This is a genomic window from Bacillus sp. JJ1122, assembly GCF_036964885.1.
GTDB lineage: Bacteria > Bacillota > Bacilli > Bacillales > Cytobacillaceae > Mesobacillus.
Window position 1 is genome coordinate 127,584 of sequence record NZ_JBALQL010000001.1, and the last position, 20,493, is coordinate 148,076.

Below are 20,493 nucleotides of genomic sequence, written 5' to 3' on the forward strand. Positions count from 1 at the left end.
AGCGCTGGAAAATGAACATCCAAGGAAAGAGAGGGAATGAGATGAGAGAAGCGGTAATCGTCGCTGGAGCCCGGACACCAATAGGGAAAGCAAAAAAGGGAACTCTTGCAAATGTACGTCCAGATGATCTAGGTGCTCTCGTAGTAAGGGAGACGCTGAAGCGTGCAGGCAATTATGAAGGGGATATCGATGATCTAATCATTGGCTGTGCCATGCCGGAAGCAGAACAGGGGCTGAATATGGCCCGGAATATCGGTGCGCTTGCAGGACTGTCACATGAAGTACCTGGCATTACAATCAATCGCTACTGTTCTTCAGGCCTGCAGGCAATTGCCAATGCGTCTGAAAGAATCATGATCGGGCATGCAGACACCATCATCGCCGGAGGCGCAGAATCTATGAGCCTTGTGCCGATGATGGGGCATGTAGTCCGTCCGAATGCGAAACTGGCTGAAACTGCTCCGCAATATTATATGGGTATGGGACATACAGCGGAGGAAGTGGCGAAAAAGTACGGAATTTCCCGTGAGGACCAGGACGCATTTGCTGTCAGAAGCCATCAGCGCGCTGCAAAAGCAATCGCTGAAGGGAAGTTTGAGGAAGAAATCGTACCTGTTGATGTGACTCTCCGTACCGTAGGAAAAGATAACAAACTTGTAGAAAAGACTATTCAATTTAAACAGGATGAAGGCGTCCGTCCAGACACAAGCATTGAAACACTTGCCAAGCTGCGCCCTGCTTTTTCAATCAATGGAACGGTAACAGCAGGGAACTCATCACAGACAAGTGATGGTGCGGCAGCTGTCATGGTGATGGATCGTGAAAAGGCGGAATCACTTGGACTGAAGCCTCTGGCAAAATTCAGGTCGTTCGCTTTAGGTGGAGTACCGCCTGAAATCATGGGAATCGGTCCAGTTGTTGCGATTCCTAAAGCATTAAAACTAGCTGGATTGCAAGTTTCTGATATCGGCGTGTTCGAACTGAATGAGGCATTCGCATCGCAATCCATCCAGGTCATAAGAGAACTTGGGCTTGATGAGGATAAGGTCAATGTGAACGGCGGAGCGATCGCCCTGGGTCATCCACTCGGAACAACAGGTGCAAAGCTTACGTTATCCATTATCCATGAAATGAAGCGCCGCAATGAACAATTCGGAGTCGTGACAATGTGTATCGGCGGCGGTATGGGCGCTGCTGGAGTATTTGAACTTTTATAAAGCCATTAACCAACCTTTGAAATAAACCGGAGGGGCATTGCTCCTCCACAAAATAGATAGGAGGAATATTTATGGAAAAGCAAACAGAAAAGCTCGTAAAAGGCGGAGGCTTTTTAATTGATGATGTAACATATGATCAGGTTTTTACTCCTGAGGATTATACAGATGAGCAAAAAATGATCGCAAAAACAGCTGAGGACTTCGTCGTGAATGAAGTATTGCCTCAGGTGGAATATATTGAACAGCACGAATTCGACCGTACGGTTAAGCTTTTGAAGGAAGCAGGGGAGCTTGGCCTTCTTGGTGCAGACGTACCGGAAGAATATGGCGGTTTAAGCCTTGATAAAGTAAGCTCAGCTTTAATAGCTGAAAAAATGTCAATCGCAGGCGGTTTTTCGATTTCCCACGGTGCGCACGTAGGAATCGGTTCCCTGCCAATCGTTCTTTTCGGTAACGAAGAGCAGAAGCAAAAGTACCTGCCAGTGTTGGCAACTGGTGAAAAGCTTGCTGCATACGCACTTACAGAGCCAGGTTCTGGTTCAGATGCTTTAGGTGCAAGAACGACAGCTAAGCTGAATGCAGAAGGAACTCACTATGTCCTAAATGGTGAAAAGCAATGGATTACAAACGCAGGCTTTGCAGATGTATTCGTTGTTTACGCTAAAATCGACGGCGAACAATTCTCTGCATTCATCGTTGAAAGAGAATACCCAGGGGTATCAGTAGGTGCTGAAGAAAAGAAGATGGGGATCAAGAGCTCCTCTACACGTACATTGATTCTTGAAGATGCTATGGTTCCGGTTGAAAACCTGCTTGGGGAAGCTGGCAAAGGCCATATCATTGCCTTCAATATCCTGAATATCGGTCGTTATAAATTGGGTGTAGGTGCTACAGGCGGAGCAAAGCATGCATTCGGCATTACAGTGAAGTATGCTAACCAGCGCCAGCAGTTCAAGACTCCTATTTCCCAGTTCAACCTGACAAAAGAAAAGCTTGCTACAATGGCTTCCAAGATTTACGCATCTGAAAGCTCTGTGTATCGTACAGTAGGTTTATTTGAAGATCGTATGAGTAAGCTATCAGACGAACAAATCAATAACGGTAAAGCAGTAGCTGATTCTATTGCAGAGTATGCGATTGAGTGCTCAATGAATAAGGTCTTCGCTACAGAAACACTTGATTATGTTGTGGATGAAGGCGTTCAGATTCATGGTGGATACGGATTCATGCAGGAATATGAAATTGAGAGAGCATACCGTGACTCAAGGATCAACCGTATTTTTGAAGGCACAAACGAAATTAACCGTCTTCTTGTTCCAGGAACATTCCTGCGCAAAGCTATGAAGGGTGAACTTCCATTATTGCAAAAAGCTCAGCAGCTTCAGGAAGAGCTTATGATGCTGATGCCTGAAGAACCAGGCGATGAGCCGCTTGCACAGGAAAAATACCTTGTTAAGAACGCAAAGAAGATCGGCTTGCTTGCAGCTGGATTGGCTGCTCAAAAGTTTGGAAAGGCGTTGGAAAGAGAACAAGAAATCCTTGTAAACATAGCAGATATCATCTCAAATGCTTATTCTATGGAATCAGCAGTTTTGCGTACTGAAAAAGCAATCGCTAAGGATGGACTTGAAAAGAGCAAGCAAAAGCTTCTTTACACTCAAATTTTCTGTCAGGAAGCATTCAATGAAATCGAACGCGATGCAAAAGAAACTCTTGTTGCAACTGAAGAAGGCGATGCACTTCGCATGCTGACTTCCGCACTGCGCAAGTTCACAAGACACACTCCAATTAACGTAATCGCTAAGAAGCGAGAAGCTTCTGAAAAGCTGATTGAAGCTGAACGATTCCTAGTGTAATCACCAACCATAAAGCTCCTCTCCATTTCGGGGAGGAGCTTTATACTTTTCATCGCTTCTAACTATAATCAATTGGCTTTATACTTAAACGATGCATTTTCACACTTGATTTTTACACTGTTGAATGTAGGGGAAAGCGAGTGGCTGTAGTAGAAATCACCAGCCATTGATGAAAAAGAGGTTGATGAGTGACTAAAATTTTTGTTGGAGGAGGATTATTGCGAGTTTTGTTGAAATAATTAATGGATGCCGAAAAAATTGGTGAAAATTAAACACTGAATGTTAGAATTTTGTCACCCTTATATGTTACTATCCGTTTAGAGGGATTATTTAATGGGATACTAGCAAAGGGTGGTGAAAAAATGGCAAAAACGTTTTATTGGTACCCTAAATGCGGCACCTGCAAAAATGCTAAAAAATGGTTAGATCAGCATGAAGTAGCTTATAATGAAGTACATATTGTCGAAAACCCGCCTTCACGCTCTGAGCTAGAGGAAATGCTAAATAAAAGCGGCCTCGATATAAAAAAGTTCTTTAATACGAGCGGTCAGAAGTACCGCGAGCTAGGGCTAAAAGACAAGGTGAAGACAGCGTCCCGGGACGAGTTATTGGAATTGCTCGCTTCAGATGGAATGCTGATCAAGCGTCCGCTGATGACTGACGGGGAAAGAGTAACAGTAGGTTTTAAAGAAGAAGATTATGAAAAAGCATGGCTTTAATTTTGGTCCCATCGATATTTATCGATAGAGATATACAAATGGAGGGATAGTAAATGAATACACCAAAAGAGTTGCGTTATTCTGAAGAACATGAGTGGGTAAAAGTTGAAGGAGAAAAGGTTCGCGTAGGTATTACTGATTTCGCTCAATCTGAACTGGGAGACATCGTTTTCGTCGAACTACCTGAAGTAGGAGACGAGATCTCTGCTGATCAGCCTTTCGGAAGTGTTGAATCAGTTAAAACGGTTTCGGAACTTTACGCACCAGTAAGCGGTAAAGTAGTAGAAGTTAACGAAGACTTAAATGACAGCCCTGAGTTCGTTAACGAATCTCCATATGAAAAGGCTTGGATGATTGTGGTTGAACCATCTGAGAACAGTGAAGTAGACAAGCTTATGACAGCTGAACAATACGAAGAAATGACAAAAGAATAATTTTCTCCTGACGCCTTGATCTATTCAAGGCGTTTTTCCATTCATTGAATCGGCTTCACCTGATAATCTCCTGCATTTTTCCATCACTTCATTTACGGAATTCGGACAAAATAATAGCAGTGAAGATATTAGTAAAGGGTGAACAACGATGACATTAAAACAGCAAAAAATAGACATTACCGATCGTGTGACAGGCAAATTAGAAAATGGAGCAATCCAGCTTTATTTAGAAAGTGAACCAATTGGAAAGATCAAACTTCCTGAAGGTGACCACCTTGAGCTCGGGCATCACTATGAATCCGAACAGAATAGGATTTACCAGCATGTATCAGTGCCGGACCAATCAGAACCTCGGTATACTGATTGTGATGAAGGCGGCTGGTGTTAGAAAACACAGCGGCCCATGAGCCGCTGTTTTTTTGTATACTATTCCTAAACCTGTATGTTTTGGCTGTGTTAAAGGTTGATTTTTAGCACCTGTTGATTAGAGCGGAAGGCGCGCAGACTCCTGGAGGCTCACCTGCCGCCCCCCGGAAAGCGAAGCGCCTGGAGCGGAAATCAACAGACAAGTTTAACACAGCCTATCGTTTAAGGAGCTAGTTCTAAATTTTTGCAAAATAAAACAAAAACAGTGACAATAGAAATATGTACTAACCCGCACAATTCAATTAATAATGTTTATAATGTTGTAAAGTAATTATTTTCTGGTGCATAGGTGGTTATGGCGATGGACGAAAATCACAAGGTGATCATAGTGGAGGGCTCGTCAGACAAAAGAAAGGTACAGACCGTGCTAAAAGAACCGGTAGAAATTATTTGTACAAATGGAACGATTGGTGTGTCTAAGCTTGATGAGCTGATTGATTCACTTTTTGATAAGGATGTATATATTCTTGTGGATGCGGATGCTTCCGGGGAGAAGCTTCGAAAGCAATTTAAACGGGAGTTTCCAGAAGCGAGTCATTTGTACATTGATAAAATGTACAGGGAAGTGGCCACTGCACCAGAGTACCATCTGGCTACAGTTTTGATTGGAGCAAATATCGACGTTCATGCAGAGTATTTAGAAAAAGGATGACTGTAGATGAAAGAGTGGACTAAGGAAGAGATGGAAGCTTTTTTAAAGGAAAAGCAGACAGGTTTCCTGTATTTTTATACGCCTATGTGCGGAACTTGCCAGGTAGCAGGAAAAATGCTTACCGTTATAGAACAATTGCTGCCTGATATTTCTGGCGGCAAAGCAGATTTGAATTACTTGCCGGCAATGGCCGAGATATTCGAAATCGAAAGCGTTCCATGCCTGATTGTCTTAAACGAGGGAGAGATTCAGGAGAAAATATATGCCTTTCAATCCGTCCCTTATTTATATGAAAAATTGAAAACACTAGAGAATGTACAAACAAACGGCTAAGCCGTTTTTTTTGCTTAGAAGGCTTCGATATTTACCTGGGCATGAAAAATTTCTTATGTCACTGATGAATTCAAGAATCGTTAAAGGAACTTAACTACATTGCAGGATGTTTAGACATATTTCTCGGGAAATGATGGACAATGCCGAAATTCCACCTAGGCATTGTCTTTTTTTAGCTGAGTTCGCACAAAAGCAAGAATCAGGTATCAATTATTTGCTGGGATGCAGCATCAATCGACGTTCTTACCCCTGTGAACCTATTTATTGAGGGGCCCCGTAATATTTGTCGAAGGGTTATTACAGGGTTTTTCCGTAACACAAGGAATATGTAATAACAGGGGGCTGAAGGGATGGAAGAAAGAATCGAAAGCTTTATGAATGAAATTCAGAAGAAAAATCATATTATGCTATTAGTTAATAATCTGGATTTATGTCTCACGATTGAAGCAGAAAAGCAAACTTATTATTTATCGTTCAAAAAGAACAAGGTTGAATTCAGCAGAGATCGTGCATTTCCAGCTTTTCAATATGCGAAACTTTCTGGAAGGGAAGATCTTTTACTTCATTTGCTTGATGGGAACATAAAGCTGCGTGAAGGCATTAACATAGGCTATTTTAATCTTGTATGCCCATTTAGGACGATACTGGTGCTTGAATCAATCTTTTACCTAGCCAGGCCGATGCCTCTAAAAGTTTTTATCTGAAAAATTAAAAAATATTTGACCGGCAGTCTACTGCATGATATTATCACGTTAACTTGCAAGACCATTTTGAGAAAAAATTTAAAACTTAATATTCTTATCAAGAGAGGCGGAGGGACTGGCCCAATGAAGCCCGGCAACCGGTTAGTAAACACGGTGCTAATTCCATCAGAGTTATGGCTCTGAAAAGATAAGGAGAGACGATATACGACCCTCTTCTTAGGAAGAGGGTTTTTTCGTATCTTCTTTCCTAAAATTAATCGAATGGAGAGATGGAAATGGTGGAAAAACAGCGAAACTACAAAATTGAAACGTTAGGAGTACATGGAGGGCAATCTCCAGATTCGGTTACAGGGGCCAGAGCGTTGCCAATCTATTCTAGCAATGCTTTTCAATTTGAAAATACAGGCCATGCGGCTGATCTTTTTGCACTTAAAGAGTCGGGCTATATCTATTCCAGGATCCATAACCCGACAGTAACGGCTCTCGAGGAAAAAGTTGCCTTGCTTGAGGGTGGCATCGGCGCGCTGGCAGTCTCCAGCGGAATGGCAGCAATTACAATGTCCATCTTGAATATTGCTCAGGCTGGGGATGAAATAGTGGCGGCTTCCAATCTCTATGGAGGAACTTATAATCTTTTTGCCGTCACTTTGCCCAAGTATGGGATTAAGGTTCATTTTGTCGATCCTGAGAACACTGAGAATTTCAGAAAAGCGATCACGCCGAAAACAAAGGCTGTTTTTGCTGAGACGATTGGAAACCCAAGCCTTCGGGTTTTAGATATTGCTGAAGTAGCGGACATTGCCCATGAGGCAGGAGTTCCACTGATCATTGACAATACGTTCGCCACTCCATATTTATGCCGGCCAATCGAGCATGGAGCAGATATTGTCGTCCACTCAGCTACAAAATGGCTTCTTGGAAATGGGACAGTTCTAGGAGGTATCATCGTTGACGGCGGAAATTTTGACTGGAAATCAGCTAAATTCCCTGGATTTAATGAGCCAGATTCTAGCTATCATGACTTGGTCTACAGCGAAGCAATCGGTGCTGCCGCTTTTATTGTAAAAGCACGAGTGCAGCTCCTTCGAGACTTGGGGCCATCAATCAGCGCTCAGAGTGCTTTCCAATTCAATCTCGGAATTGAAACCTTGCATGTCAGGATGAAGGAACATGTGGCGAATACCTTGAAGGTCGTCGAATTCCTTGAGTCACATCCAGCCGTCACCTGGGTTGCTTATCCGGGCCATGATGCCCATCCTGATAAAAAGCTTGCCGATCAATATCTTCCTAAGGGTGCCGGGGCAGTTGTCGTTTTCGGCATCGAAGGAGGAAGGGACGCTGGAGCCAAGCTGATCAATTCAGTCAAATTATGGTCGCATGTTGCCAACGTGGGAGATGCGAAAAGCCTGATTATCCATCCGGCAAGCACAACACATCAACAGCTTGATGCCGAAGGACTTAAGGCAGCCGGCGTACCCGAGGACTTGATCAGACTATCGGTCGGCATTGAAAACATTGACGATATCTTAGAAGATTTGGAGCAGGCGATCGAAAAAGCGACGGGTGTTCCATCTGCTGCAGCAAAAGTATAAAACGTATTTTCCAGTACATTCCATTTGATATTTGAGAATAATTTTATTGACACCCTTTTTTATTCCGTGATAAAATCACACTCGTAACTTAAAACCGATTAAAAAAATGAATAGCGTGCTCTTATCAAGAGAGGTGGAGGGAAGTGCCCTATGAAACCCGGCAACCGTCAATAAGCTTGCTTATTGAAATGGTGCCAATTCACTCAAAGCGTTTTGCTTTGGTAGATGAGAGAAAGGATACAGCCTACAATTATGCCTTTCTGCTCATTAGCAGAAAGGCTTTTATTATTTTACGAACATAATTGGTCTTTGGACCCTGTGAGTTGTTTGAATTAATTTACTCAGGGAATGGGAAACTAGACTGATAAAGCTGGACAATTTAACGGTTTTAAAAAAGATATTCGGTTGTAAAGAGGGTGAGTCGATTGATCACAATAAAAAAGGCGAAAAAGATTTATGCTTCGAAAAAGGGAGAAGTAAAAGCCGTCGATGATGTAAGTCTTGAAGTCAAAGAAGGCGAGATTTACGGGGTCATCGGATACAGCGGGGCCGGTAAAAGTACATTGATCCGCATGTTGAATGGTCTTGAAATCCCTACATCAGGTTCGGTTGTCGTTGCCGGCAGGGAAGTATCCAGGATAAAAGGGGCGCAACTCAGAAAAGCGCGTCAGGAAATAAGCATGATTTTTCAGCATTTCAATTTGCTCTGGTCAAGGACAGTGGCGGAAAATATTGCTTTCCCGCTCGAAATTGCCGGTGTTTCCAAATCGGAAAGAGACATACGGGTAAAAGAGCTCATTTCACTGGTTGGCCTTGACGGCAGGGGCGATGCTTATCCAGCCCAGCTGAGCGGCGGACAAAAACAACGGGTCGGAATTGCAAGGGCTCTTGCAAATAATCCAAAGGTGCTGCTAGGAGACGAAGCAACTTCAGCACTTGATCCGGAAACAACAGATCAAATACTGGATTTGCTTGTTGATATCAATAAAAGGCTGGGACTTACGATTGTCCTGATTACACACGAAATGCATGTGATTCGGAAAATTTGTCACAGAGTAGCTGTGATGGAAGGCGGAAAAATAGTCGAAACAGGCCCGGTGCTTGAAGTGTTTAAAAATCCGCAGCAGCCAATCACGAAAAGATTCGTCCAGCAGGTTACGGAACCGGAAGAGACAAAGGAAACAGTAGACCATTTGCTTTCACTCTATCCACATGGCCGTGTAGTCCAGTTGACGTTTGTAGGTGAGGGAGCAGAACAGCCGCTTATCACTAACTTGGTACGTGAGTTCCCGATCATGGTCAATATTTTGCAAGGGAAAATATCGCAGACGCAAAATGGTTCATACGGAACCCTCTTTATCCATTTAGATGGCGAAGAAAGTGATTTGCAGCGTGCCATTGAATTTATCGGGAAGCAGGAAGTTGGCGTGGAGGTGGTTTCGAATGGCTGAGAATTTCTTTCCTAATGTGAACTGGGATCGAATGTGGGAGGCAACTGGAGAGACACTATATATGAGCGCCATTTCTGTGGCTGCAACATTCATACTTGGAGCAATCCTTGGCTTGTTACTGTTTCTGACTTCGAAGGGTAATATCTGGGAGAATAAACCAGTTAATGTAGTCTTAAGCGCCTTCGTTAATATTTTCCGGTCAATTCCATTTATCATCTTAATCGTATTGCTGATTCCTTTTACAAAATTCATCCTGAATACCATGATTGGAGAAAATGCCGCATTGCCGGCATTGATCATCGGATCTGCACCATTCTACGCAAGGATGGTTGAAATCGGCTTACGTGAAATTGATAAAGGGGTAATCGAGGCAGCAAAATCGATGGGAGCGAAGACGACAACAATCATTTGGAAAGTTCTCCTCCCTGAATCAATGCCCGCGCTTGTTTCCGGTATTACAGTGACTGCCATAGCACTCGTAAGTTACACGGCGATGGCAGGGGTAATCGGAGCGGGAGGATTAGGAAACCTGGCGTATATGGAAGGTTTCCAGCGAAGCAGGAATGATGTCACTTTGATGGCAACGATTATTATTTTGGTCATTGTATTTTTGATTCAATTCATTGGCGATATCGTCACTAGAAAATTAGACAAAAGATAAGGGGAGATTTACACATGAAAAAATGGCTTATTGTATTCATAACATTAGCACTATCCGTTACGTTGGCTGCTTGCGGTACTTCTGATAACAAAACAGAAGGCGGCAAGGAAGAAAGCAAAAAGATCGTTGTCGGTGCGTCAAATGTGCCTCACGCAGAAATCCTTGAAGTAGCAAAACCGCTTTTAAAAGAAAAAGGCTACGAGCTTGAAATCAAAACATTCAACGATTATATCGTTCCTAACCAGGCTTTAGATTCAAAAGAACTTGATGCAAACTACTTCCAGCACATTCCTTACCTTGAAGCTCAAATGGCTGAGAATAACTATAAGTTTGAAGTAGCAGGCGGAATTCATATCGAACCTATCGGCGTATACTCTAAGAAGTACAAGAGTCTTGATGACCTTCCAAAGGGAGCTCACATTATTATGAGCAGCTCAGTTGCTGACCATGGACGTATTTTGACAATGCTTGAAAAAGAGGGCTTGATCACTCTTAAAGAAGGCGTTGAAAAAGTAAAAGCGACAACAGACGATATTGCAGAGAACCCTAAGAAGCTAAACTTTGACACAGAGTACGAAGCAGCCTTGCTTCCACAAATCTTTAACAATGGTGAAGGCGATGCAGTTCTAATCAACTCTAACTACGCGATCGATGCTGGATTGAATCCAATTAAAGATTCTATCGCAATTGAAGAAAGTGATTCACCTTATGTAAACGTCATTGCGGTCCGCAAAGGCGATAAAGACAAACCAGCGATCAAAGCTCTTGTCGAAGTCCTTCATTCAAAAGAAATCCAGGATTTCATTCTAGAAAAGTATAAAGGTGCTGTCGTACCGGTAAAAGAATAATGAATGTAGATAAAAGCAGGCGGCCAGCCTGCTTTTTATTTGTTTAGGAAATTATAAAATCCTTAAGGTGCGGATAAATCAAGCCGGATTTGCTTAATCCAGCTCCAGCGCCTAGCCCCTCGAGTCGCTTGTCTAGTAAGGCGCTTCCGCTTTTTATTTTAGCTGCCAAATGAAGCACTCAACGTTTGAATAACCCACTCCGAAATCTAACATACTAACCGAGAAAAAATAAGATAGGAGTGGATACGATGGAACATCATTACGAACCACGCAACTCTACAGAAGCTGCATTGCATGAATATAAACAAGGTCTTGGCGTTTTTACACAAAAAATGCCTGAGCTTGCGAAACACTATAATGCTTTTACAGAAGTTTGCTTTCAAGAGGGAACTCTTTCACAAAAAGAGAAGCAGTTGATCGCATTAGGGATCTCTCTTTATTCTCAGGATGAGTACTGCATTATCTATCATCTAAAAGGCTGCCTTGACCAGGGAGCGAGTGAAGAGCAAATTTTAGAGACAGTTGGTGTAACGGCGGCATTTGGCGGGGGTGCTGCAATGAGTCAGGCAGTCACTCTTGTACAGGAAGCAATGGCTGAACTAAATACTTAAAAACAATAAATCACAGTGATATCAACGAAAAAAAGTACGCGAATTTCAGGATAAGCTCTTAGCGGGAGGATTATTGAAGGATTGTAAGAATGAAAGAGCTCAGAACCTCATAAGCCTCCATATTCCATCACATCCAAATATTAACGGTTTTAATCGCTTTGATAGTGGTAAACAAAAGGTGATAACATTGCACTAACAAAAAAATCGCTGTCAAAGCGAAAAACCGAAGGGATGATTCAAAATTAGTACGCTAAAGCTGAACTACACAAGTGAAATGGAAAAAGCGATGCATGGAGCCCATGGAATTAGTTATGAGGTTTACAGCACGAACCATGATGCAAGGATGGAAGTTGAGAAGAAGCGTGAAAGAGACTATATCCAGAGCCAACGGATGGTCGCAGACCTTGAGCGAAGAGTCCACTCGTAAGATGGATTATATATAATAGAAATAAATGTTTTGGGACCAGTGTGATCATCGCACTGGTTTCTTTATTATTTGTGAAGTGCAGCTCTGCTTGCTAGTACATTTTTTTCTTTTGTACGGTAAAAATAAAATGATGTAGGTGGTTGAGCTTATTAAACACGTATGGAAAATGGTTCTGTTAGAATAAGGCTGAGTACAGTTGCGGTGAAATTGTCGCCTGTCAGCTTTGCTGACAGGCGACGGGGGAGTGGAAAGAAATAAAAAAGATAGCGTGGATTTTTGGCTCATTTTGTGAAGTTAACGCTTCACAAGCTTTTCAGCTGGCGCTGAAAAGCTGCCTCGTGGAGATGAAACGCTGCGAGCAAATGAATTTGCTCGGTCGTTTCATCTCCACGAGGCATGAGCCAAAAATCAAGAGATTTCTCCAAATTTCGAAGAATTTCTTTCTACTCTTAAAGAGTTGCTAACACTTTTCATTTGTTATAAGATTGTAATGAGAATAAAATGAGAATAGAGCTAAAGACCGCAATAGTCGGCTTAAAATCTTTTCTATATTGACGGAGGTATTATTATGGCAGGATCTGTATTATCAATTAAGGACCTTCATGTTGAGATTGAAGGTAAAGAGATATTAAAAGGTGTTAACCTTGAAGTTAAGGGTGGAGAAATTCACGCGATCATGGGACCGAATGGTACAGGTAAATCTACTTTATCTTCTTCCATCATGGGACACCCTAAATATGAAGTAACAAGCGGTTCAGTTACGCTTGATAACGAGAACGTTCTTGATATGGAAGTAGATGAAAGAGCACGCGCTGGTTTGTTCCTTGCTATGCAATACCCAAGTGAAATCAGTGGTGTTACAAATGCTGACTTCTTGCGTTCTGCACTAAACAGCCGTCTTGGTGAAGGAAATGAAATTTCATTAATGAAATTCATCCGCAAAATGGATAAGCAAATGGAATTCCTTGAAATGGATTTAGATATGGCACAGCGTTACCTTAATGAAGGTTTCTCAGGCGGAGAGAAGAAGCGTAACGAAATCCTTCAGTTAATGATGCTTGAACCAAAAATCGCGATTCTTGATGAAATCGACTCAGGTCTTGATATCGATGCATTGAAGGTTGTTTCTAAAGGAATCAACGAAATGCGCGGCGAAGATTTCGGCTGCTTGATCATCACTCACTACCAGCGTCTTCTTGACTATATCACTCCTGACTTTGTGCACGTTATGATGCAGGGCCGCATCGTTAAGTCTGGCGGACCTGAGCTTGCACAGCGCTTAGAAGCAGAAGGATATGACTGGATTAAAAAAGAACTAGGCATCGAAGACGAAACAGTTGGGCAAGAAGCGTAAGCGTTGGGGGGATTTATAATGACGACGGAAACGAAATGGCCTTTTGACCAGGAGTACATTACTTCCTTCTCAAAAGAAATGAGCGAACCGGCATGGCTGACAGAACTTCGCGTTCAATCTCTTGAAAAAGCTGAAGATCTTCCAATGCCAAAACCGGATAAAACAAAGATTGATAAATGGAATTTCACACAATTTGAAAAACTTCTTGTGAAGAGTGATGTTTTTTCATCCATCGAAGAACTTCCTGAAGAAGTAAAAGCGTTAGTTGACCAGGAAGCAAAGGATAACAGCCTGTATGTACAGCGCAATAATAAGCCTGCTTATCTTCAGCTTTCCAAAGAAATGCAGGAGCAAGGCGTAGTATTTACCGATATCTTTACAGCAGCTCGTGAATACAGCGATTTGTTGAAGAAATATTTCATGTCTGCTGTTAAGTCTGATGAAAATCGTTTGACAGCTCTTCATGCAGCATTTGTTAACGGCGGAGCATTCTTATATGTTCCTAAAAACGTTCAGATCAAGAACCCGATCCAGGCGATTTTCCTACATGATGATGCAGAAGCAAACCTGTTCAACCACGTTCTTGTTGTTGCTGAAGACAACAGTTCTGTAACATACGTTGAAAACTATATCTCAACTACTGGAAAAGTGAACGGCTTAGTTAACATTGTGACAGAAGCAATTGCTGGCCAAAACGCTAAAATCCAGTATGGCGCAGTTGATACTCTGGCTGCTGGACTTACAACTTATGTAAACCGCCGCGGAAAAGCAGGAAGAGATGCTCGCATCGAGTGGGCTCTTGGATTGATGAACGATGGCAACACAATCTCTGAAAACGTGACGAATCTTGTTGGTGACGGTTCGTACGGTGATACGAAGATGGTTATGGTTGGACGTGGGGAGCAGACTCAGAACTTCACGACAAGCATCATCCACTTCGGCAAAAATTCAGAAGGCTACATTCTTAAACACGGTGTTGTTAAGGATAGCGCGACTTCTATTTTCAATGGTATCGGAAAGATCGAACATGGTGCTTCTAAATCAAACGCTGAACAAGAATCACGTGTATTGATGCTAAGCGAAAAAGCACGTGGGGACGCTAACCCAATCCTTCTAATTGATGAAGATGACGTAACTGCAGGACACGCAGCATCTGTTGGACGCGTTGATCCATTGCAGCTTTACTACTTGATGAGCCGGGGTATTCCAAAGCACGAGGCAGAACGCCTTGTCATTCACGGCTTCCTTGCGCCAGTCGTAAACGAACTTCCTATCGAGGGAGTTAAGAAGCAATTGGTGGAAGTCATCGAAAGGAAAGTAAAATAATGAACGCCCGCGAAATTCGTGAATTATTTCCGATTCTAAATCAGGAAGTCAATGGCAGCCCGCTTGTCTATCTTGACAGCGCGGCAACATCACAAAAGCCTGTGCAGGTTATTGAAGCACTGGACAAATATTATCGCGAATACAACTCCAACGTCCACCGAGGTGTCCACACACTTGGAACAAAAGCTACGGATGGTTATGAAGGAGCAAGGGAAAAGGTTCGTAAGTTCATTAATGCTAAGTCTATTGAAGAAATTATTTTCACCCGTGGAACAACGACCGCTTTGAACACCATTGCTGCAAGCTATGGCCGTGATAATCTCAAAGAAGGTGACGAAATTGTCATCTCTTATATGGAGCATCACAGCAACATCATTCCTTGGCAGCAGGTGGCGAAACAAACGGGTGCTACCTTAAAATATCTAGACCTTCAGGCAGATGGCACGATTTCTTTAGATACTGTAAGAGAAACGATTACAGAAAATACGAAAATCGTATCGATCATGCAGGTATCAAATGTTTTAGGTGTCATGAACCCAATCAAGGAAATTGCCGAAATTGCCCATCAGCATGGAGCAATCATGGTTGTGGATGGCGCTCAAAGCGCTCCGCATATGAAGATTGATGTTCAGGATCTTAATTGTGATTTCCTCGCATTTTCTGGACATAAAATGTGCGGCCCGACTGGAATCGGTGTACTATACGGCAAGAAGGCACTTTTAGAAAAAATGGAGCCAGTTGAATTTGGCGGTGAAATGATTGATTTCGTAGGACTCTATGAATCAACATGGAAAGAGCTGCCTTGGAAGTTCGAAGGCGGCACACCGATTATTGCAGGAGCAATCGGCCTTGGTGCAGCAATAGACTTCCTAAATGATATTGGACTTGATCATATCGAAAAACATGAGCATGCTTTGGCTGGTTATGCAATGGATAAAATGTCAGCGATTGAAGGTATGACAATCTATGGCACGAAGGAAGCTGGAAAGCGTGCAGGACTAGTAACCTTCAACCTTGACGATGTGCATCCTCACGATGTGGCAACTGTACTTGATGCTGAAGGAATCGCCGTTCGCGCGGGCCACCATTGTGCACAGCCGCTGATGAAATGGCTGAATGCGTCCGCGACAGCACGTGCAAGCTTCTACCTGTATAATACAGAAGAAGATATTGACAAGCTGGTTGCAGGGCTTGTCAAAACAAAGGAGTATTTCAGCGATGTCTTTTAATAATTTAGATAACCTTTATCGGCAAGTTATTATGGATCACTATAAGAACCCTCGCAATAAAGGTGTTTTGGATGAAGGCAGCCTGACAGTCAACATGAACAACCCTACTTGCGGAGACCGCATCCAGCTTACGATGAAAGTCGAAGATGGCAAGGTTGCGGATTCGAAGTTTGAAGGGGAAGGCTGTTCGATTTCCATGTCCTCTGCTTCAATGATGACACAGGCGATCAAGGGAAGAAGTGTTGAGGAAGCTCTTAAGCTTTCGAAGATTTTCTCTGACATCATGCAGGGCAATGAATATGATGAGGATGACCTGGACCTCGGAGATATTGAAGCTCTTCAAGGCGTTGCAAAGTTCCCAGCAAGGATCAAATGCGCGACTCTTGCCTGGAAGGCGATGGAGAAGGGCCTGAAGGAAGAGGAAGACAACCAATAAAAGTCATCATAGATGATTTTACAAAGAAAGACTGCAGGGGATTGGCCTGCAGCGAGTACAACTACAAAGCGGGGAACAAGTTTCGCGCTTTAAGAATGGAGGAATTCGACGATGGCTAAAAAAATGCCAGAGATCGGTGATTATAAATACGGTTTTGCCGACAAAGACGTTTCCATCTTCCGGTCTAAACGCGGTCTGACGCGTGAAATCGTTGAAGAAATTTCAAAACTTAAGGAAGAGCCGCAATGGATGCTGGACTTCCGCTTAAAGTCTCTTGAGCACTTCTACAATATGCCAATGCCACAATGGGGCGGAGACATGGCTTCATTGAACTTTGATGAAATCACATATTATGTAAAACCTTCTGAGCGCTCTGAAAAATCTTGGGATGAAGTTCCTGAAGAAATCAAGGCGACATTCGATAAGCTTGGTATCCCTGAAGCGGAGCAAAAATACCTTGCAGGTGTTTCTGCTCAGTACGAATCAGAGGTTGTTTACCATAACATGAAGGAAGAGCTTGAGGATCTTGGAATCGTCTTTAAGGACACTGATTCTGCTCTTAAAGAAAATGAAGACATCTTCCGCGAGCATTTCGGAAAAGTGATTCCGCCAACTGACAATAAATTCTCAGCATTGAACTCTGCGGTTTGGTCTGGTGGATCTTTCATCTACGTTCCAAAGGGAGTAAAAGTAGACACTCCTTTACAAGCGTATTTCCGTATCAACTCTGAAAACATGGGTCAGTTCGAGCGTACATTGATCATCGTTGATGAAGGCGCGCACGTACACTATGTTGAAGGCTGTACAGCTCCGGTGTACACCACAAACTCACTTCACAGCGCAGTTGTTGAGATCATCATCAAGAAAGACGCATATTGCCGTTACACAACAATCCAGAACTGGGCAAACAACGTCTTCAACCTTGTAACAAAGCGTGCGGTTTGTGAAGCAAACGCAACGATGGAATGGATCGATGGCAACATTGGCTCCAAACTTACAATGAAATATCCAGCAGTCATCCTTAAGGGTGAAGGCGCTCGCGGTATGACATTGTCCATCGCGATTGCTGGTAAAGGCCAGCACCAGGATGCAGGTGCGAAAATGATCCACCTTGCACCAAACACATCTTCAACAATCGTATCAAAATCAATTTCCAAGCACGGCGGAAAAGTAACATATCGTGGTATCGTCCACTTCGGACGCAAAGCCGACGGCGCCCGCTCTAACATTGAATGCGATACGTTGATCATGGATAACAAGTCAACATCAGACACAATTCCTTACAACGAAATCCTGAACGACAACATTTCTCTTGAACACGAAGCGAAGGTTTCCAAGGTATCTGAAGAGCAGCTATTCTATCTGATGAGCCGCGGAATCTCCCAAGAAGAAGCAACAGAAATGATCGTTATGGGCTTCATCGAGCCATTCACAAAAGAATTGCCAATGGAATATGCAGTTGAAATGAACCGCCTGATCAAGTTCGAAATGGAAGGTTCTATCGGTTAATAATAGTTACGGGAATCCACCTGCCTCGGCAGGTGGATTTTTTTCGTTTATTTGGAAAAAGTAGCGATTATCCTGTATATCGTAGCGATTCTGGTCAAATTCGTAGCGATTCCTTCAAAATACGTAGTGAAAACCATCAAAACTGTAGCGATTAACTGCAAAATCGTAGTGAATAACGATGAAGATTTTCAATAGTTGATAAGAAGGAATGTACAAATAGTCAAAACAAGGGAAATGATTGATTTAATAGGTGTTTCTTCTTTTATATTAGGGGGAATTAAGGTTAGATAAGGTCTTAATTTTTATTCATAAGGTAACAATATGCTATCATGAAGATATATGGAGGTGCACAGATGATCATTGTTGGCTTGACAGGTTGGGGAGACCATGACAGTTTATATGAAGGCAAGGTTGCCCCAAGGGATAAACTCAAAGAATACTCCAGCCACTTTCCCGCAGTCGAGGTCGATGCCTCTTTTTACGCTGTGCAGCCTGTAAAGAATGCGGTGAGATGGGTTGAGGACGCACCTGACAATTTTCAATTCATTGTAAAAGCTTATCAGGGAATGACCGGCCATCAGCGCGGTGAGATTCCTTTTAAAGATAAAAATGAGATGTTCAATGCCTATAAAGACTCGCTCAAACCATATTTGGAAGCGGAGAAGCATGGTATGACGTTATTTCAGTTTCCCCCCTGGTTTGATTGCCGCCGTGAGAATGTGGAGTACTTGCGTTGGTGCAGGGAGCAGATGGGTGACATTGAATGTGCGCTTGAGTTCCGAAATCAATCGTGGTTTGAGGGCGAGATGCGGGAGAAGACACTAGACTTTATGAAAAAAGATAATTGGATCCACAGCATTTGCGACGAACCCCAGGCAGGAACTGGTTCGATCCCAACCGTTCTGGCGTCTACCAGCACTGAAAAAGTGCTTGTCCGGTTCCATGGCAGGAATGTTCATGGCTGGAACAAGAAGGGGAAAGGCCAGGACTGGCGTGAAGTCAGGTATCTGTATCGATATAATGAGAACGAATTGAAGGAATGGGCCGAAAATTTAAGGCAACTTGACTTAGGCACAAAGCAAGTCTATGCTCTATTCAACAACAATTCAGGCGGAGATGCTGCTGATAATGCTAAGCAGATGCTCGACATATTAAATATTGAATACGCAGGACTGAACCCAAGGCAGCTTGATTTATTTTAGAGCGCATTTTAAAACTCCATAAAATATAACTAGACCCCTTCCGTAAATAGGCAGGGGCACTTCATTTTAAAAGAGGATGGATGGTTTGATGGAAGAAATAATTCACATATACCATACGAATGATTTACATAGCCATCTTGAGCATTGGCCGAGTATCCATAAACTCTTATCTGAGCGGAGGCGCTGGCATGAAGAGGCCGGTGATGAGGTGCTGATTTTCGATATCGGTGACCACATGGACCGCTGGCATCCCCTCTCCGACGCGACCAGGGGGAAGGCGAATTGCCGGTTGCTGAATGAAGCAGGCTACGATGCTGCAACGATCGGAAATAATGAAGGAATCACTCTTCCATTTGAGGACCTGGATTCCATGTATCTTGAAAAATCATTCGAGCTCCTCGTGGCAAATCTTTATAAGCCCGATGGAAGCAGGCCTGCATGGGCAAAGCCGTATCATGTATACATAAGTAAAAAGGGTACAAGGATTGGTGTTATCGGCGTGACAGTGAACTTTGTGCGCTTTTACGAGCAGCTTGGCTGGAAGCTGGCTGATCCGATTGATGAACTTAAAAAATGTCTGGCTGAGCTTATGGGGAAGACGGATATGATTATCCTTTTATCCCATCTTGGCATTCATGATGATGAACTCATTGCCGGTATGTTTCCGGAAATCGATGTGATTCTTGGAGGACATACGCACCACATTCTACACGAGGGAAAAGGAATGGGTTTAACTTTGCTTGCAGGAGCAGGCAAGCATGGCTATTATACCGGCCATGTAACAGTAAAGATCCATGAACACTCCAAGCAAATCATGAATAAAAGAGCGATCCTTTATGGTATGAACGAGGCTGAAAAAACTGAACATGAGCAGCAGCCGGCAGATGGGTATTACGCCGAGGGTAAAAAGCTTATGGCTAAAACAGTGGCATTCCTTCCAGAGGAATTAAAGGCAGACCCGCTGGAACACTCAGCACTTTCAAAAATGCTGACTCAAGCATTGCGCGAATGGTGTGATGCAGATTGTGCATTCATGAATGCGGGAATGCTGCTTCATGGTTTAAAAAGAGGAGAAGTTTCGCAATTCGACTTGCTTGAAATTTGCCCGCATCCGATCAATCCATGTACCATCAAGCTAACAGGAGCGGAGCTAAAAGAGGTGCTCCTCCAAACTCTTGATGAACATTGGCCGCATATGCAAATAAAAGGTCTCGGATTCCGCGGTACGGTTATGGGCGTGATGGTGTACGATGGTATCGAGTTCCGAAAAGAACGTAACGTACAGCAGATTTTGATCAATGGCGTACCAATCGAAACAAAAAAGCACTATGTTTTAGCGATACCGGATATGTTTACGTTTGGGAGGTTTTTCCCGGAAATTTATCGAGCCGAAAATAAGAGGTACTGGCTGCCGGAGTTCTTGCGGAATTTACTCGAATGGAAACTTTCAGCGATCTATAAATAAAGATTTGCTGCTTATTGGAACAACCATATGACGATTTTTCG

The 20,493-nt window shown here is 43.0% G+C and carries 22 protein-coding genes and 2 riboswitches; all 22 genes read left to right on the forward strand.

Annotated elements, in window-relative coordinates; translation table 11 throughout:
* Window positions 1-41 precede the first annotated feature (41 nt).
* A complete protein-coding gene (locus V7201_RS00605; protein WP_335374845.1) occupies window positions 42-1,217 on the forward strand; it encodes an acetyl-CoA C-acetyltransferase in 1,176 nt (391 codons plus the stop codon).
* Window positions 1,218-1,288: 71 nt separating this feature from the next.
* On the forward strand, window positions 1,289-3,073 hold the full coding sequence (locus tag V7201_RS00610; RefSeq protein ID WP_335374846.1) for an acyl-CoA dehydrogenase family protein: 1,785 nt from the start codon (window positions 1,289-1,291) through the stop codon (window positions 3,071-3,073).
* A gap of 362 nt (window positions 3,074-3,435) precedes the next feature.
* On the forward strand, window positions 3,436-3,792 hold the full coding sequence (locus V7201_RS00615) for an arsenate reductase family protein (protein ID WP_335374847.1): 357 nt from the start codon (window positions 3,436-3,438) through the stop codon (window positions 3,790-3,792).
* Window positions 3,793-3,845: 53 nt separating this feature from the next.
* Entirely contained in the window at window positions 3,846-4,226 is a 381-nt protein-coding gene (gcvH, locus tag V7201_RS00620; RefSeq protein ID WP_335374848.1) for a glycine cleavage system protein GcvH, read from the forward strand.
* A gap of 148 nt (window positions 4,227-4,374) precedes the next feature.
* Entirely contained in the window at window positions 4,375-4,614 is a 240-nt protein-coding gene (locus V7201_RS00625; protein WP_335374849.1) for a YusG family protein, read from the forward strand.
* 339 nt (window positions 4,615-4,953) lie between these two features.
* The gene (locus V7201_RS00630; RefSeq protein WP_335374850.1) at window positions 4,954-5,304 is read left to right on the forward strand and encodes a toprim domain-containing protein; all 351 of its coding nucleotides are present in this window, start codon (window positions 4,954-4,956) and stop codon (window positions 5,302-5,304) included.
* Window positions 5,305-5,310: 6 nt separating this feature from the next.
* Window positions 5,311-5,637: a thioredoxin family protein gene (locus V7201_RS00635; protein WP_335374851.1), complete on the forward strand. Its 327-nt coding sequence runs from the start codon at window positions 5,311-5,313 to the stop codon at window positions 5,635-5,637.
* A gap of 350 nt (window positions 5,638-5,987) precedes the next feature.
* Complete coding sequence (locus V7201_RS00640; RefSeq protein ID WP_335374852.1) at window positions 5,988-6,341, forward strand: hypothetical protein; 354 nt, start codon at window positions 5,988-5,990, stop codon at window positions 6,339-6,341.
* A gap of 91 nt (window positions 6,342-6,432) precedes the next feature.
* Window positions 6,433-6,535, forward strand: a riboswitch (SAM riboswitch).
* Window positions 6,536-6,616: 81 nt separating this feature from the next.
* Entirely contained in the window at window positions 6,617-7,933 is a 1,317-nt protein-coding gene (locus tag V7201_RS00645; RefSeq protein ID WP_335374853.1) for an O-acetylhomoserine aminocarboxypropyltransferase/cysteine synthase family protein, read from the forward strand.
* Window positions 7,934-8,051: 118 nt separating this feature from the next.
* Window positions 8,052-8,165: riboswitch (SAM riboswitch) on the forward strand.
* 193 nt (window positions 8,166-8,358) lie between these two features.
* On the forward strand, window positions 8,359-9,384 hold the full coding sequence (locus tag V7201_RS00650) for a methionine ABC transporter ATP-binding protein (RefSeq protein ID WP_335374854.1): 1,026 nt from the start codon (window positions 8,359-8,361) through the stop codon (window positions 9,382-9,384).
* Window positions 9,377-10,045 carry a methionine ABC transporter permease gene (locus tag V7201_RS00655; RefSeq protein ID WP_335374855.1) on the forward strand — a complete coding sequence of 223 codons (669 nt, stop codon included), beginning with the start codon at window positions 9,377-9,379 and terminating at the stop codon, window positions 10,043-10,045. The genes V7201_RS00650 and V7201_RS00655 overlap by 8 nt, the downstream gene beginning before the upstream one ends.
* A gap of 14 nt (window positions 10,046-10,059) precedes the next feature.
* On the forward strand, window positions 10,060-10,893 hold the full coding sequence (locus V7201_RS00660) for a MetQ/NlpA family ABC transporter substrate-binding protein (RefSeq protein ID WP_335374856.1): 834 nt from the start codon (window positions 10,060-10,062) through the stop codon (window positions 10,891-10,893).
* A gap of 248 nt (window positions 10,894-11,141) precedes the next feature.
* A complete protein-coding gene (locus V7201_RS00665) occupies window positions 11,142-11,504 on the forward strand; it encodes a carboxymuconolactone decarboxylase family protein (RefSeq protein ID WP_335374857.1) in 363 nt (120 codons plus the stop codon).
* Window positions 11,505-11,778: 274 nt separating this feature from the next.
* A complete protein-coding gene (locus tag V7201_RS00670; protein ID WP_335374858.1) occupies window positions 11,779-11,931 on the forward strand; it encodes a hypothetical protein in 153 nt (50 codons plus the stop codon).
* Between the two features lie 568 nt (window positions 11,932-12,499).
* A complete protein-coding gene (sufC, locus tag V7201_RS00675) occupies window positions 12,500-13,285 on the forward strand; it encodes a Fe-S cluster assembly ATPase SufC (protein ID WP_207502076.1) in 786 nt (261 codons plus the stop codon).
* Window positions 13,286-13,303: 18 nt separating this feature from the next.
* Window positions 13,304-14,611 carry a Fe-S cluster assembly protein SufD gene (gene sufD / locus V7201_RS00680; RefSeq protein ID WP_335374859.1) on the forward strand — a complete coding sequence of 436 codons (1,308 nt, stop codon included), beginning with the start codon at window positions 13,304-13,306 and terminating at the stop codon, window positions 14,609-14,611.
* The gene (locus tag V7201_RS00685) at window positions 14,611-15,840 is read left to right on the forward strand and encodes a cysteine desulfurase (protein WP_335374860.1); all 1,230 of its coding nucleotides are present in this window, start codon (window positions 14,611-14,613) and stop codon (window positions 15,838-15,840) included. The genes sufD and V7201_RS00685 overlap by 1 nt, the downstream gene beginning before the upstream one ends.
* The gene (gene sufU / locus V7201_RS00690) at window positions 15,830-16,276 is read left to right on the forward strand and encodes a Fe-S cluster assembly sulfur transfer protein SufU (RefSeq protein WP_335374861.1); all 447 of its coding nucleotides are present in this window, start codon (window positions 15,830-15,832) and stop codon (window positions 16,274-16,276) included. The genes V7201_RS00685 and sufU overlap by 11 nt, the downstream gene beginning before the upstream one ends.
* 111 nt (window positions 16,277-16,387) lie before the next feature.
* Window positions 16,388-17,785, forward strand: a complete 1,398-nt coding sequence (sufB, locus tag V7201_RS00695) for a Fe-S cluster assembly protein SufB (protein WP_335374862.1) — start codon at window positions 16,388-16,390, stop codon at window positions 17,783-17,785.
* Window positions 17,786-17,836: 51 nt separating this feature from the next.
* Window positions 17,837-17,980, forward strand: coding sequence for a hypothetical protein (locus V7201_RS00700; RefSeq protein WP_335374863.1), 144 nt, complete (start codon window positions 17,837-17,839; stop codon window positions 17,978-17,980).
* A gap of 158 nt (window positions 17,981-18,138) precedes the next feature.
* Window positions 18,139-18,987 carry a DUF72 domain-containing protein gene (locus V7201_RS00705; RefSeq protein ID WP_335374864.1) on the forward strand — a complete coding sequence of 283 codons (849 nt, stop codon included), beginning with the start codon at window positions 18,139-18,141 and terminating at the stop codon, window positions 18,985-18,987.
* Window positions 18,988-19,075: 88 nt separating this feature from the next.
* Window positions 19,076-20,452 (forward strand): bifunctional metallophosphatase/5'-nucleotidase, encoded by a 1,377-nt coding sequence (locus V7201_RS00710; protein ID WP_335374865.1) that lies wholly within the window; start codon window positions 19,076-19,078, stop codon window positions 20,450-20,452.
* Window positions 20,453-20,493 lie beyond the last annotated feature (41 nt).

What these genes read in the sequence shown, in the direction of transcription:
- V7201_RS00645 (WP_335374853.1), top strand. Translation starts at nt 6,617, where the DNA reads ATGGTGGAAAAACAGCGAAACTACAAAATTGAAACGTTAGGAGTACAT.
- sufB (WP_335374862.1), top strand. Translation starts at nt 16,388, where the DNA reads ATGGCTAAAAAAATGCCAGAGATCGGTGATTATAAATACGGTTTTGCC.
- V7201_RS00610 (WP_335374846.1), top strand. Translation starts at nt 1,289, where the DNA reads ATGGAAAAGCAAACAGAAAAGCTCGTAAAAGGCGGAGGCTTTTTAATT.
- sufD (WP_335374859.1), top strand. Translation starts at nt 13,304, where the DNA reads ATGACGACGGAAACGAAATGGCCTTTTGACCAGGAGTACATTACTTCC.
- gcvH (WP_335374848.1), top strand. Translation starts at nt 3,846, where the DNA reads ATGAATACACCAAAAGAGTTGCGTTATTCTGAAGAACATGAGTGGGTA.
- V7201_RS00605 (WP_335374845.1), top strand. Translation starts at nt 42, where the DNA reads ATGAGAGAAGCGGTAATCGTCGCTGGAGCCCGGACACCAATAGGGAAA.
- V7201_RS00665 (WP_335374857.1), top strand. Translation starts at nt 11,142, where the DNA reads ATGGAACATCATTACGAACCACGCAACTCTACAGAAGCTGCATTGCAT.
- sufU (WP_335374861.1), top strand. Translation starts at nt 15,830, where the DNA reads ATGTCTTTTAATAATTTAGATAACCTTTATCGGCAAGTTATTATGGAT.
- V7201_RS00685 (WP_335374860.1), top strand. Translation starts at nt 14,611, where the DNA reads ATGAACGCCCGCGAAATTCGTGAATTATTTCCGATTCTAAATCAGGAA.
- V7201_RS00655 (WP_335374855.1), top strand. Translation starts at nt 9,377, where the DNA reads ATGGCTGAGAATTTCTTTCCTAATGTGAACTGGGATCGAATGTGGGAG.
- V7201_RS00630 (WP_335374850.1), top strand. Translation starts at nt 4,954, where the DNA reads ATGGACGAAAATCACAAGGTGATCATAGTGGAGGGCTCGTCAGACAAA.
- V7201_RS00710 (WP_335374865.1), top strand. Translation starts at nt 19,076, where the DNA reads ATGGAAGAAATAATTCACATATACCATACGAATGATTTACATAGCCAT.
- V7201_RS00660 (WP_335374856.1), top strand. Translation starts at nt 10,060, where the DNA reads ATGAAAAAATGGCTTATTGTATTCATAACATTAGCACTATCCGTTACG.
- V7201_RS00615 (WP_335374847.1), top strand. Translation starts at nt 3,436, where the DNA reads ATGGCAAAAACGTTTTATTGGTACCCTAAATGCGGCACCTGCAAAAAT.
- V7201_RS00670 (WP_335374858.1), top strand. Translation starts at nt 11,779, where the DNA reads ATGGAAAAAGCGATGCATGGAGCCCATGGAATTAGTTATGAGGTTTAC.
- V7201_RS00625 (WP_335374849.1), top strand. Translation starts at nt 4,375, where the DNA reads ATGACATTAAAACAGCAAAAAATAGACATTACCGATCGTGTGACAGGC.
- sufC (WP_207502076.1), top strand. Translation starts at nt 12,500, where the DNA reads ATGGCAGGATCTGTATTATCAATTAAGGACCTTCATGTTGAGATTGAA.
- V7201_RS00705 (WP_335374864.1), top strand. Translation starts at nt 18,139, where the DNA reads ATGATCATTGTTGGCTTGACAGGTTGGGGAGACCATGACAGTTTATAT.
- V7201_RS00640 (WP_335374852.1), top strand. Translation starts at nt 5,988, where the DNA reads ATGGAAGAAAGAATCGAAAGCTTTATGAATGAAATTCAGAAGAAAAAT.
- V7201_RS00635 (WP_335374851.1), top strand. Translation starts at nt 5,311, where the DNA reads ATGAAAGAGTGGACTAAGGAAGAGATGGAAGCTTTTTTAAAGGAAAAG.